The sequence below is a fragment of the Micromonospora luteifusca genome (assembly GCF_016907275.1).
In the GTDB taxonomy this organism is placed as follows: domain Bacteria; phylum Actinomycetota; class Actinomycetes; order Mycobacteriales; family Micromonosporaceae; genus Micromonospora; species Micromonospora luteifusca.
This window is the reverse complement of record NZ_JAFBBP010000001.1, coordinates 1,133,346-1,146,556: the sequence shown is the minus strand read 5'-3', so window position 1 is coordinate 1,146,556 and position 13,211 is coordinate 1,133,346. Positions and strand designations below refer to the sequence as shown.

Sequence of the window (13,211 nt, the reverse complement as noted above, 5' to 3'; positions counted from 1 at the left end):
CCGACATGGAGTCGATCACGCCCAATGTGCCTTGTAGGCGGCCGCGGGCGATCGCAGGCGACCGTAGGTGACCGCAAGTCGGGCCCTGGGGAGCTGGCCACCCAGACCGGAGCACGGCAGACTCGGACAAATACGCCTGTGCGGCCGCAGCGTCAGCGAAGCTCGCTGCGGGTCGACACCCGCGCACCGCCCCGAAAGCCACCTCCGGGACTGAACACCGCCACTGCGGCACGGCTCATCACGCCATGATCGTGCTCGATCCAGGAAATAGGGCCCTCAACCACGAACGAGGCAACTACAACCAGGATGAAGCACGATCATTCGGGGCTGACGCACCACGACCGGCAGGTGGGCTGACGCACCACGCACCGGCAGGTGGGGCTGACCTACCACGACCGGCAGGCGGATTTGGGCGACCGTTGACCGTCCACGGGGGAGCGGCCGGCCACGGCGGAGCGCCGGGCCACGGGGGAGCGGCCGGCCACGGCGGAGCGCCGGGCCACGGCGGAGCGCTGGGCCCGGTGGAGTGCTGGGCCACGGGAGCGCTGGCCCGCGGGAGCGCTGGCCCGCGGGGGAGCGCTGGCCCGCGGGGGAGCGGCGGGTCACGGGGAGCGGCGGGCCGCGGGGGTGTGGCGGCGGGTGGTCAGGCTTGGTCGGCGGGCTTTGCGGCCTCGCCGGCCTGGGCGTGCCGTTCCAGTAGCCGCTGCCGGATCTCCTCCGGGGTGTACGCGCGCCGACGTCGTTCGGCCCGCGCGATGACCACGCCGGAGGCCGCGACGCCGGCGAGGCCGGCCAACCCGAGGACCTTCCACCACCGAATTCGTTGCCGCATCGGCCTAGGCTAGACCCTCATGAGCATCAGCCTGGATGAGGCGGTCGAGTTGACCCGCACCGGCGACGTGTGGGTGTTCCGGGGTCGCAGCGTGCCGGACCGGGCGATCCAGCTCACCACCAACAGTCCGGTCAACCATGTCGGGATGGCGGTGGTGCTGGATGACATGCCGCCGTTGATGTGGCACGCGGAGTTGGGCAGGTCGTTGCCGGATCTGTGGTCGGGCACCCACCAGCGTGGCGTCCAGCTGCACGACCTGCGGGACGCGGTCTGCGTCTGGGCCAACCGGTACGGCCAACGGGCCTGGCTGCGGCAACTCGACCCGCCGGCCGACGGGGAGATGGAACGGGCGGTGCTGCGTACGATCGCGCGGTTGGACGGCACGCCGTTTCCGTCGACGGCCCAACTGGCGTGGCGCTGGGTACGTGGTCGGGTGCCGGCGATGCCACGCCTCGGCCGGCCGGCACTGCCACGCCTTGGTCGGCCGGCACTGCCACGCCTTGGTCGGTCGGCGCTGCCACGCCCCGGTCGGCCGGCGCCTCGGGCGGGCCGGGAGACGCCGGCGTCGTCGGCGGGGGAGCGGGACCGGGCGTTGGAGACGGCATACTGCGCCGAGGTGGTGGCGGTGACCTATGAGGAGATGGGGTTGCTGCCGGCGGGTCGGCGTCCGAACTGGTACGACCCGGGGCGGTTCTGGAGCGGGGACGACCTGGGTCTGGCCGCCGACGCCCGATTGGGTTCGGAGATCGAGGTGCGGGTGCCGCAGCGCTGAGGTTGGATCGACCGGGTCGTCCGCTGGGTCGAGCCGTTTTCCGGGGTGCGTCGGCCGGTTGGCCTGATCCGTACCCGCCTGGTTTCCGGTCGGCGCGGTGCTGGCTACGCTGTCGCGTCGGTGGGGACGAGGGGAGACCTGATGGCGGTGCGGCCGGACGGTGCGGCAGGGTCGCGGGCGGCTCGGGTGTTGGCATCGGCGCCGTGGGTCGTGGTGCTGCTTGGTGTGGGTGCGCTGGTGGTGCTCCTGGTGATCGCGCTGTTGTCGTTCCGGGGCAGGGAGCGGGACGTCGCGCCGCAGGCGGGGCCTCCGGTGTTCCTGCCGACCGTGCCGGCCGCCGCGTCGGCCACCGGTGGGCCGACTCCGGCCGGCGTGGAGCGGCGCTCGGTGTCGCCGCGGCCGTCACGCAGCAGTCGGACACCGTCGCCGCGTGCCACCGTGAGCAGTTCGCCGACTCCGGGGCGGACGAGCGCCCCGGCGGTGCCGGTGGTGCCGGCGGCCGAGACGGTCAAGGCCCGATACCAGGTCGGGACGGACGGCTGGGACGGGGACGCGGCGGTGCTGTCCATCGAGAACGAGTCGAGTGGGTCGGTGGACTGGCAGGTGGAGTTGGCGTTCGACGACGACCTGCGGGCTCTGCGGGTCACTGACGGCTCGGGAATCTCGGTGTGGGGGCGCGGCAACGGCGAGTTCGTGTTGCGTGGTACCCGTTCGCTGGACCCGGGTGACTCTCGGACGTTGCGGCTGCGTCTCGGCTGGGGTGAGTCGGCGGAGCGGCCGCAGCGGTGCACGATCAACGGGGTCGACTGTCGGCTCGGCTGAGTTGGGGACGGGTCGGTGGCGCGGCGGGACTGGGCTGTCGGCGCTTCCGGCCCCGGCCGTCGGTCGTTAGGCTGCCCGGACGGTCCGCTGAGGGAGGTTCATGTCCGGCATTCGTCGTGCCCCACGGCTGCCCCACGGTCCGGTTGCGATCGTGTCGTCGCCCTGGATCGTGGTGGGCGCTGGTGTCGTCGTGATGGTGGTCCTGCTCTTCGTGGCCCTGGGCGCGTACCGGGGCCGTAGTCCCGCGCCGGACGGCCCGCCGGTGCCGCCGGCGTTGCCGCTCCCGTCGGCGGTCGTCGCGCCGAGCGCACCCACGTCGGTGTCGGCTTCGGCGTCGTCGCCGGCCCCGGTGCTGCCGGGGTTGTCGGGGCGTGCGAGTGGGCTGCCGCCGAGTGCCGTGGCCGGGTCGCGGTCACCGTCGGGGAGCCCGTCTGTCGGCCCGACGAGTGGGCCGACGGTGACGCGGTCGCCGAGCCGGGCCCCGCAGGGGCGGCCGGCGGTGAGTGGGCGGTACCGGGTGGTGCAGAGCTTCGACGGGGGTTTCATCGGCGAGGTGTCGATGGTCAACGCGTCCACCGAGAGCCGTGGTTGGACGGTGGTGCTGGAGTTCTCCGGTGGGCGGTTGGTGACCACCTGGGTGGAGGGCGTTCCACAGGGGACGGTCCGGCAGGCCGGCAGTGGCTTCACGTACGTCAGTGGGGTGGACGTGCGGCCTGGTGGTTCGGTGTCGTTGCGGTTCCACATGGAGCGGACTTCCAGTACGCCGCGGGTGTGCACGGTCGACGGGGTGCGCTGCAGCGGGTTCTGACCTCGACGAACACGGCGCTTCTGCAAGGTTGCTGCTTTGTTGCGACCGTGTTTGCAAGGTATTGCAGAATTTTTCGGCAAGGGTTAGCGTGCGGCCAATCAGCGACCAGAGGAAGGCGTCGATGAAACCCCCGCCGATACCGCGCACCGCTTTGCTGACCCTCGTCTCCCTGCTCACTCTCACGCTCGGCGGCACTCCGGTCGCCGCGCATTCCGCCGCCGCGGCTCCCCGGTCGTCCGGCGGTGCCCCCCTCGCCGTCGGCGGCGCCGCCCAGTGGCGCGACGAACCCACCGCCGAGGCGCTGCTGAAGGCGGGCGGCAACTCCGCGCAGGCCGAGCAGTTCTACTTCGTCCTGCCGGACCGGTTCGCCAACGGTGACCCCCGCAACGACCTGGGCGGTCTCACCGGTGACCGGCTGCGGACCGGACTCGACCCCACCGACAAGGGCTTCTACCACGGCGGCGACCTCAAGGGCGTCATCGACAAGCTGGACTACATCCAGGGCATGGGCACCACGGCTATCTGGCTCGCCCCGGTCTTCAAGAACCGGCCGGTGCAGGGTGCCGGCAACGACATTTCGGCCGGCTACCACGGCTACTGGATCACCGACTTCACCCAGGTGGATCCGCACTTCGGCACCAACGAGGAAATGAAGAGGCTGGTCACGCTCGCCCACCGGCGCGGCATCAAGATCTACCTCGATGTGATCGTCAACCACACCGCCGACGTCATCAAGTACGCCGAGGACAAGTACGCGTACGTGGACAAGGCGACCTCGCCCTACACCGACGCGCAGGGGCGGGCGTTCGAGGACCGTAACTACGCCGACGGCAGCCGCGTGTTCCCGCTGGTCGACAACGAGTCGTTCCCGTACACGCCGACGTTCGCCGAGCCGAAGGACGCGAGCGTCAAGGTCCCGGCCTGGCTGAACGACGCCACCATGTACCACAACCGGGGTGACTCCACCTTTGCCGGCGAGAACAGCGAGTACGGCGATTTCTTCGGTCTCGACGACCTGTGGACCGAGCGCCCCGAGGTGGTCCAGGGGCTGACCAAGGCGTACGGGGACTGGATCGGCGCGACCGGCGTCGACGGGTTCCGGTTGGACACCGTGAAGCACGTCAACATGGACTTCTGGCCGCAGTTCAGCCAGGGCATCGAGCGGGCCGCCGAGAAGGCCGGCAAGAAGGACTTCTTCATGTTCGGCGAGGTGTACAGCGCCGATCCGGAGATCAGCTCCAGCTACGTCCGGCAGGGTGGCCTGCCGGCGACCCTCGACTTCGCCTTCCAGGAGGCCGCGCGCGGGTACACCGCCGGTGCCGGCTCGGCGAAGGCGCTCGCCGACGTGTACGCCCGCGACGACCTCTACTCCGCCCGGGACACCGACGCCGGTCGACTGACCACCTTCCTCGGCAACCACGACATGGGCCGGATCGGTTCGTTCGTCGCCGCCGGTGGCACCGACCCGACCAGCCACCTGCGCCGCGACCAGCTCGCGCACCAACTGATGTTCCTCACGCGTGGCCAGCCGGTCGTCTACTCCGGCGACGAGCAGGGCTTCACCGGCCCGGGCGGGGACAAGGACGCCCGGCAGGACATGTTCGGGTCGAAGGTTCCCGACTACCTCGACGACGACCTGCTCGGCACCGACCGCACCCACGCCAGCGACCAGTTCGACACCAGCCACCCGCTGTACCGGACCATCGCCGAGCTGGGCCGGCTGCGCCAGGCCCACCCGGCGCTGCGCGACGGCGTGCAGGTCACCCGGTACGCCGCCGACGGGCCGGGCGTCTTCGCCGCCTCCCGGATCGCCCCCGCCGACCGCACCGAGTACGTGGTGGCCGCGAACAACGCCGACACCGCGCAGACTGTCACCGTGGACACCTGGTCGGCCGGCGCCACCTTCACCGGCATCTACGGCGGCACAGGTGACGAACAGGCCGGCGCCGACGGGAAGCTGACGCTGACCGTGGCGCCGCTGTCGGCGGTGGTGTACCGGGCCGGCACCCCCATCGCACGCCCGGCCGGAGCGCCGCGCATCACCATCACCGCCCCCGCCCCGAACACGCCGGTCGCCACCCGGGCCGCGGTCACCGCCCAGGTGACCGGTGACCCCCTCGCTACGGTCACCGTCGCCGCCCGGGTCGCGGGCGGCCGGTGGACGTTGCTCGGCAGCGCCGACCACGCGCCGTACACGGTGCAGCACGACCTGACCGGGCTGGCCGGCGGCACCCGGGTCGAGTACAAGGCGGTGGTCCGCGACGGCCGGGGCCGCACCGCGACGGCCCGGTCCACCGCCGTCGTGGGTACGCCGCCGCAGGGTCAGTCCCGAGAGTGGGCGGTGGTGCACTACCAGCGCCCCGCCGGTGGGTACGACGACTGGGGGTTGTACGCCTGGGGTGACATCGACCCGGCGTACGTCACCGAGTTTCCCAAGGGTCAGCCGTTCGCCGGGGAGGACTCCTACGGCCGGTTCGCGTGGGTGAAGCTCAAGCCGGGCGCGAAGTCGGTGAGCTTCCTCGTGGTCGACGCGGGCGGCACCAAGGACGTCGCGCAGGACCGCAGCATCGACGTGACGTCCACCGGAGAGGTCTGGCTCAAGCAGGGCGACCCGGCGATCTACCCGAGCCGGCAGGCGGCCACCGGTGAACCGGACCCGCCGGCCGAGGAGGGCACCGCCGTGATCCACTACCGGCGGGCCGACGGCAACTACGACGGCTGGGGTCTGCACCTGTGGGACGGCGCGGCCAACCCGACGGAGTGGTCCAGCCCGTTGAAGCCGACCTCGACCGACGCGTTCGGGGCGGTGTTCCGGGTGGGGTTGGCGGCTGGTGCCACCGGGCTGAACTACATCATCCACCAGGGCGACACCAAGGACCTGCCCGACGACCAGCGGCTCGACTTCACCAGCGCGGGACGCGAGGTGTGGCTGCTCGCCGCCACGCCGGGCCGGTTGCTGCCGTCGACCGTGACCAGCGCCAGCAGGGACACCGACATCAGCAAGCAGAAGGCGCACTGGATCGACCGGTCCACCGTGGCCTGGCAGACTCCGCCGACCGACGGCAAGACGTACGCGCTGATCACCGCACCCACCGGCGGGGTCAGCGTGGTCGACGGTGAGCTGACCGGGACGTACACCTCGTTGCCGTTGCGGGCGCAGCGTAACGGGCTCACCGAGGCCCAGCGCTCCGCGTTTCCGCACCTGTGGTCGTACCGTAGCTTCACCCTGGACCGGGCGGACCTTGCCGCGGTCCCGGCGGCGCTGCGGGGGCAACTGCTGGTCACCGAACGCGACGCCGCCGGGGATCTGCTCGCCGCGACCGGCGTGCAGATCCCCGGCGTGCTCGACGACGTGTACTCCCGGGCCTCCGACGCGACCCTCGGGCCGACGTTCGCGGGTCGGACGCCGAACGTCGCGCTGTGGGCGCCGACCGCCCGGACGGTGACGCTGCAACTGTTCGACTCACCCACCGCCCAGCCCAGAACGGTGCCGATGCGCCGCGACGACCGCACCGGTGTCTGGTCGGCGCGCGGCAACTCCACCTGGGTCGGGAAGTACTACCGGTACCAGGTGCAGGCCTGGCAACCGGCGACGCAGAAGATGGTCACCGCGTCGGTGACCGATCCGTACTCGGTGGCCCTGGCGGCGGACTCCACGCACAGCCAGCTGATCGACCTGAACGACCCGGCACTGGCCCCGGCGGGCTGGCGGACGAGACGCAAACCGGCGCCGGTGCCCCCGGCGAAGGCGCAGATCACCGAGCTGTCGGTACGGGACTTCTCCATCGCCGACGACACCGTGCCGGCCGAGCGGCGAGGGACGTTCCTCGCCTTCACCGACCCGAAGACCGCCGGCATGACCCACCTGAAGGCGCTCGGCGACGCCGGTGTCACCCACCTGCACCTGCTGCCGGCGTTCGACTTCGCGACGATCCCGGAGAAGCGGGCCGACCAGCGCCAGCCGGCCTGCGACCTGGCGGCGCTCCCGCCGGACTCCGCGGAGCAGCAAAAGTGTGTGGCCGTCGTCGCCGAAACCGACGGCTACAACTGGGGGTACGACCCGTTGCACTACACCGTGCCGGAGGGCGGCTACGCCGTCGACCCGGTCGGCGCGGCGCGGACCACCGAGTTCCGCCGGATGGTTGCCGGGGTGAACGACGCGGGTCTGCGGGTCGTCATGGACGTGGTCTACAACCACACATCGGCGGCCGGCACCGACGCGAAGTCCGTGCTCGACCAGATCGTGCCCGGCTACTACCACCGGCTGCTGGAAGACGGCACGGTAGCCAACTCCACCTGCTGCGCCAACACCGCGCCCGAGCACGCCATGATGGGCAAACTCGTCGTCGACTCGCTGGTCACCTGGGCTCGACAGTACAAAGTGGACGGATTCCGGTTCGACCTGATGGGTCACCACCCGAAGGCCAACATCCTGGCCGTCCGCAGGGCACTGGACCGGTTGACCGTCGCCCGTGACGGCGTGGACGGCAAGGCGATCATGCTCTACGGCGAGGGCTGGAACTTCGGCGAGGTCGCCGACGACGCCCGGTTCGTCCAGGCCACCCAGGCCAACATGGCCGGCACCGGCATCGGCACGTTCAACGACCGGCTGCGCGACGCGGTGCGCGGCGGTGGACCATTCGACGCGAACCCGCGGGTGCAGGGTTTCGCCTCCGGGCTCTACACCGACCCGAACGGTGACGTGGTCAACGGGTCACCGGCCGAGCAGAAGGTCCGGCTGCTGCACGCCCACGACCTGATCAAGGTGGGTCTGACCGGTAACCTGCGCGGGTACCGCTTCACCGACACCACCGGACAGCAGGTCACCGGAGCGCAGGTGGACTACAACGGCTCCCCGGCCGGTTACACCGCGGCGCCGGGGGAGGCCGTCACCTACGTCGACGCGCACGACAACGAGATCCTGTACGACGCGCTGGCGTACAAGCTGCCGCAGGCCACCACGGCGGCGGACCGTTCCCGGATGCAGGTGCTGGCGCTGGGCACGGTGGTGCTGGGACAGGGCACCGGGTTCGTCACCGCCGGCACCGAACGGCTGCGGTCGAAGTCGCTGGACCGCAACTCGTTCAACTCCGGTGACTGGTTCAACCAGATCCGCTGGAACTGCGCACAGGGCAACGGGTTCGGCGCCGGCCTGCCGCCCGCGCCTGACAACGAGGACAAGTGGTCGTACGCGTCGCCCCTGCTGGCGGACCCGGCGCTGGTGCCGAACTGCGCGGCGATCAACACCACCGACGCCCGGTACGCGGAGTTGCTGCGCATCCGGGCGTCGTCGCCGGTGTTCGGGCTGGCCACCGCCGAGCAGGTACAGCAGCGGGTGACGTTCCCCCTGTCCGGGGCACAGGAGACGCCGGGCGTACTGACCATGACCCTGGACGCCCGTGGGCTGGGCGGGCCGTGGAAGTCGGTGACCGTCGTCTTCAACAGCACCCCGCAGACGGCGAAGCAGACGCTGACCGGTCTGCGCGGTGCGGACGTGGCACTGCACCCGGTGCTGGTCGACTCGGCCGACCCGGTGCTGCGTACGGCCTCGATCGACCGGGCGGCGGGCACGTTCACCGTCCCGGCGCGCAGCGTGGCGGTCTTCGTCCAGAAGTGACATGAACCGGCCCCCTTCCGCGTCGTGCGGAAGGGGGCCGGTCCCGGTCTGCTGCCGTTGTGTCACCGTCACCCGGAGGGTGCTGTGCCACCGTCACCCGGAGGGTGCTGTGCCACCGTCACCCGGAGGGTGCTGTGTCACCGTCACCCGATGGGTGATCAGGCGAAGCAGTTCTCGATGGTCCCGCCCGGGATGGCCAGGCAGTTGGTCGGGCGGTTCGCGGTGATCGCGGACTTGTCGTCCACGTTCACCTCTCCGTAGAAGCTGAAGACGCCGCCCGGCGCGAAGGTGGAGAAGTTGTGGGCGACCTTCGTCTTCAGCAGGTTGACCTCTCCGAAGATGTTGAAGATGCCGCCGCCGACCCCGATCGGGCCCAGGGCCCGGTTGCCGACGACCTCGCTGTCGCGCAGCGTGGTGACGCTGCCGACGTTGAAGAGCCCGCCGCCGAAGAAGCCGGCGGTGTTGTCCTTGATGCTGCTCTTCTCGAACGTGACCGCGCTGTCGAAGGCGATGGCCACACCGCCACCGACACCGGCGGTGCTGTTCTTCTCGATCGTGACCTGGTGCAGGTTCAGCTGGCTGTCCGCCGCCGCCAGACCACCGCCGGCGAGGAGCGCGCTGTTCGAGGCGAACTTGGTCTCGTACGCGGTGGTGTTGCCCTCGATGTCGAGGTAGCCACCGCCGAAGCCCAGCGTCTTGTTGTCGGTGATCTCGGCCTTCTTGAGCTCGACCGTTCCGCCGTCGACGTCGTCGGTGAAGATCTCCGCGGCGCCGTTGGAGATACCGCCACCACCGATGATGCCCACGTTGTCCGTGATCTTCGACTCCTCGACCTTGAGCAGGCCGGCGTTGAAGACACCGCCGCCGAAGAAGAAGGCGGTGTTACGGGTGACGGTGCTGTGCCAGATCTTCGTGGTGCCGAAGTTGGCCACGCCACCGCCGTTGCTGCCCGACTGGTTGAGGACGACCTCGGACTCGAGGATCTCGGCGGTGCCGCCCGGCTGGACCAGGATGCCCGCGCCGTCGGTGTCGTCCGGGTACTCGACGAGCGGCGTGACGACGCCCGCCTGAGCGGTCGGCGCGGCCTTCGGCGCGACCTTCGGCGCCGCCTTCAGGCCCGCCTTCGGGTTGGCCTGACGGGCGGCGAGCGCCTCGTTCAGCGGAACGCCCGCCTTCACCTGGGCCGCGAGCGCCTCAGAGTCCGAGTAGGCCGCCCAGACGGCGGCCGGCTCGACGCTGTTGTACAGCTCGAGGGTCTGCCCACCCTTGATGGTCAGGCCCTTGATGGTGAGGTGGCCACCGGCGCCGACGTTGAGGATGCGGAAGTAGTCCGCCGTGGCTTCCCGAGCGATCGTCGTGTGCTCACCCTTGAGCGTGATGTGCTCGGTGATCACCGGTAGGCCGTTGCCCTGGTAGTCGTTGCGGGTCAGGTTGTAGGTGCAGCCCTTGGCCAGCTCCAGCACACCGCCGTGCTTGTTGTTGGCGAACACGATCGCCTGGATCAGCTTGTCGGTGTCGCAGGGCACCTCCTTTCCGCGCTCGTGGTCCTTGTCCTTGTCCTTGTCCCTGTCCCTGTCCTTGTTCCGGTCCTCGCCCTTGTCCTTGTCCCAGTCGCGTCCTTCGTCACCCCGCTGGTCGCCGTCCTTGGTGACCTGCGCGGTGTTCCAGTTCAGGCCGACCGCTCCGGCGCTGCCCGCGACGCCCACCGCCGCGAGACTGATCACGCCCGTCAAACCGGCCACGCCACTGGCGAGCCAGAGCTTGCGGCGGCGCTTGGCCGTCGCCCGCCCGGAGGCTTCGTTGTTCGTTAGGTAGTTGGACATCGGAGCTCTCTGCCCTCTCCTCGTACCAGACAGGGTCGCCGCCGTCAGACGGACGTCCCCTGCTACAAATCGGTTGTAGCTCCCAAAACCACCGTATGAGAAGGATCCTCGCCTCGCGGGCTTATCCGAAAGAACCCCGCATTCGGTTCATGTCCCATCCGGACGGGCCGGGACACCCCGCCAGGGCCAGTGCCGCCCAATGCGGGCGTCGACCCCCCTTGAGCTGCCAAAACGGGTGCGTCCCTCCGCGCCGCGACCGGCTCGAAGGGACGCACCCTCTATGTGGATCAGCCACCCCGTTCCGGTCAGAAGCAGCCGGGAACGTTCAGGCAGTTCGTGGGGCGGTTGGCGGACACCTCAGACTCGTCGTCCAGTCTCACCACGCTGAAGAGTCCGTTGGAGATGCCACCGGGCGGCCGGGTGGCGAAGTTGTACGTCACCTTCGTCCGGTGGAGGGTGATCTCGCCACCGTCCGTGTTGTAGATGCCGCCGCCGCTGCCGAACCGACCGACGGCCCGGTTGCCCGCCACCTCGCTGTCGCGCAGCGTGGTGACGCTGTCCTCGTTGAAGAGGCCGGCGCCGAAGAACCCCGCGGTGTTGTCGTTGATCTTGCTGTTCTCGATCGTCGCGGCGCTGTCGAATGCGACCGCCACACCGCCGCCCACGCCAGCGGTGCTGTTCTTCGACACCGTGGCCTGCTTGAGGGTGAGCTGGCTGTCGGCCACCGCGACGCCGCCGCCGGCGAGCAGCGCCGTGTTGTCGCTGACCTTCGTCTCGTGCAACGTCGTGGTGCCCTCGACATCCAGGACGCCGCCGCCGAAGCCGAGCGTCTTGTTCTCGGTGATCTCGCTCTTGTAGACCCAGACCGAGCCGCCGTCGACGTCATCGGTGAAGATCTCGGCGGCGCCGTTGGAGATGCCGCCACCGCCGATGATCCCGTTGTTGTCCTTGACCTTCGACTCGTCGACCTGGAGCAACCCGGCATTGAAGATGCCGCCGCCGAAGAAGAAGGCGGTGTTGTGCGCCACTGTCGTCTTACTGAGCCTGGTGCTGCCGAAGTTGGCCAGCCCGCCGCCGTTGCCGCCGGACTGGTTGTAGAGCAGCTCGCTGTCCAGGATCTCCGCGCGACCACCGGGCTGCACCAGCACCCCGGCACCGTCGGTGAACCCGGGCTGCTCGACCAGCGGCACCGCAGGTCCGGCCGCAGCCGGCTTCGCCACCACGACCACGGGCTTCGCCGCCGTCGTGGCGGCCTTGGTCCCTGCCGCCGTCGTGGCCTTGGTCTCTGCCGCGGTGGCGGTGGCCTTGGTGGCTGCCGCCGGAACCTTGGCTGCCGTGGGCTTGGCTGCTGCCGTTCCTGCCGCGGGTGTGGCTGCCGGTGTCGCGGGCTTGGCCGCTGCCGCTGCCGCTGGCTTGGCCGCTGTGGTGGCCGCCGCCGCCGCTGGCTTGGCTGCTGCCGCCGGGCCCGAACCGGGCGTTGTGCCTGGCTTGCCCCCGGGCGCTTCCGGGACGTCCGGCTTGGCTGCCGTGTCGGCCGCAGTCGAGCGGACCAGTGCCGAATACGGCGCCCAGACCGTCGCCGGGTCGGCGGTCATCCCTTGCCGAAGGGTCTGGCCACCCTTGATGCTCAGGCCCTTCAGGGTGAGGTGCCCGCCGGGGCCGACGTTGAGGATCCGGAAGTAGTCGGCGGTGGCGTCGCGGCCGATGGTGGTGTGCTCGCCCTTGAGCGTGATCCGCTCGGTGATCACCGGTAGGCCGTTGCCCTGGTAGTCGTTGCGGGTCAGGTTGTAGGTGCAGCCCTTGGCCAGCTCCAGCACACCGCCGTGCTCGTTGTTGGCGAACACGATGGCCTGGATCAGCTTGTCGGTGTCGCACGGGACCTGCTTGGTGCGGTCCTTCTCGTCCTTCTTGTCCTTCTCGTCCTTCTTGGCCTGGTCGTTCTTCTTGGCCTGGTCGTTCTTGCCGGACCGGTCGTCGAAACCACTCCAGTCGTCGCCGCTCCACTCGTCTTCCGGGCCACCGTCCTCCTTGGCGCCGTCTTTCTTGGCACCGTCGTCCGCGCCTCCGGCGTCGCTGACGTTCTGCCGGTTGGTCGACGGCTGCGCGTCGGACGCGCGGCTGGAGGTGGGCTTGTCGTCCCGGGCGGCCACTCCGCCCAGGGCGGCCAGACCGACCACGCCGGTCAGCCCGGCGACGCCGGCGACCCAGAGCGCTCGCCGTCGTCGTGTTGGCGGAGCTGTCGAGGCCCCGCCGTCGGTACTCGTTACGTCGTTGGACATCAGAGCCTTCCGCCCTTTCCTGCTACCAGACGGGGCCGCACCGCCCGAGGCGCCACGACCAGCTACAAATGGGTTGCAGCCTCTGATCCCCACCGTATGAGAACCATCTTCGCGATGCGGACGTATCTGAGATAACCACGCATTCGGCTCAGCTGAGCTTAGGAAGCGCAACGCGTCCGGGTTGGCGGAAAGGGGTGCAGGCAGCACAAACACCGACGGATGCCCTAGCGGGAGGCCTCGCTACCCGGGGTTCGGACG

Annotated in this window: 7 protein-coding genes; 4 read left to right on the top strand and 3 right to left on the bottom strand. The window is 70.1% G+C overall.

Going from position 1 to position 13,211, the window contains the following annotated elements:
• Positions 1–643 precede the first annotated feature (643 nt).
• Positions 644–832 carry a hypothetical protein gene (locus JOD64_RS04715; protein ID WP_204946371.1) on the bottom strand — a complete coding sequence of 63 codons (189 nt, stop codon included), beginning with the start codon at positions 830–832 and terminating at the stop codon, positions 644–646.
• Between the two features lie 19 nt (positions 833–851).
• On the opposite strand from JOD64_RS04715, the gene JOD64_RS04710 reads away from it, so the two are divergent.
• The 4 genes from JOD64_RS04710 to pulA all read left to right on the top strand — a co-directional run bounded on the left by JOD64_RS04710 (position 852) and on the right by pulA (position 8,851).
• Positions 852–1,604, top strand: a complete 753-nt coding sequence (locus JOD64_RS04710; RefSeq protein WP_204941080.1) for a hypothetical protein — start codon at positions 852–854, stop codon at positions 1,602–1,604.
• 141 nt (positions 1,605–1,745) lie between these two features.
• Positions 1,746–2,426, top strand: a complete 681-nt coding sequence (locus tag JOD64_RS04705; RefSeq protein WP_204941079.1) for a hypothetical protein — start codon at positions 1,746–1,748, stop codon at positions 2,424–2,426.
• A 100-nt stretch (positions 2,427–2,526) separates the two neighbouring features.
• Positions 2,527–3,234, top strand: coding sequence for a cellulose binding domain-containing protein (locus JOD64_RS33725; RefSeq protein WP_204941078.1), 708 nt, complete (start codon positions 2,527–2,529; stop codon positions 3,232–3,234).
• Positions 3,235–3,355: 121 nt separating this feature from the next.
• Entirely contained in the window at positions 3,356–8,851 is a 5,496-nt protein-coding gene (gene pulA, locus JOD64_RS04695; RefSeq protein WP_204941077.1) for a pullulanase-type alpha-1,6-glucosidase, read from the top strand.
• A gap of 158 nt (positions 8,852–9,009) precedes the next feature.
• On the opposite strand, the gene JOD64_RS04690 is transcribed toward pulA, so the two are convergent.
• Both JOD64_RS04690 and JOD64_RS04685 read right to left on the bottom strand, forming a co-directional pair.
• Positions 9,010–10,674 (bottom strand): hypothetical protein, encoded by a 1,665-nt coding sequence (locus tag JOD64_RS04690; protein WP_204941076.1) that lies wholly within the window; start codon positions 10,672–10,674, stop codon positions 9,010–9,012.
• Positions 10,675–10,979: 305 nt separating this feature from the next.
• Complete coding sequence (locus JOD64_RS04685; protein ID WP_204941075.1) at positions 10,980–12,953, bottom strand: hypothetical protein; 1,974 nt, start codon at positions 12,951–12,953, stop codon at positions 10,980–10,982.
• Positions 12,954–13,211 lie beyond the last annotated feature (258 nt).

Excerpts from the sequence above, each read along its gene's own strand:
- JOD64_RS04715 (WP_204946371.1), bottom strand. The coding sequence starts at position 832 with ATGCGGCAACGAATTCGGTGGTGGAAGGTCCTCGGGTTGGCCGGCCTC.
- JOD64_RS04710 (WP_204941080.1), top strand. The coding sequence starts at position 852 with ATGAGCATCAGCCTGGATGAGGCGGTCGAGTTGACCCGCACCGGCGAC.
- JOD64_RS04705 (WP_204941079.1), top strand. The coding sequence starts at position 1,746 with ATGGCGGTGCGGCCGGACGGTGCGGCAGGGTCGCGGGCGGCTCGGGTG.
- JOD64_RS33725 (WP_204941078.1), top strand. The coding sequence starts at position 2,527 with ATGTCCGGCATTCGTCGTGCCCCACGGCTGCCCCACGGTCCGGTTGCG.
- pulA (WP_204941077.1), top strand. The coding sequence starts at position 3,356 with ATGAAACCCCCGCCGATACCGCGCACCGCTTTGCTGACCCTCGTCTCC.
- JOD64_RS04690 (WP_204941076.1), bottom strand. The coding sequence starts at position 10,674 with ATGTCCAACTACCTAACGAACAACGAAGCCTCCGGGCGGGCGACGGCC.
- JOD64_RS04685 (WP_204941075.1), bottom strand. The coding sequence starts at position 12,953 with ATGTCCAACGACGTAACGAGTACCGACGGCGGGGCCTCGACAGCTCCG.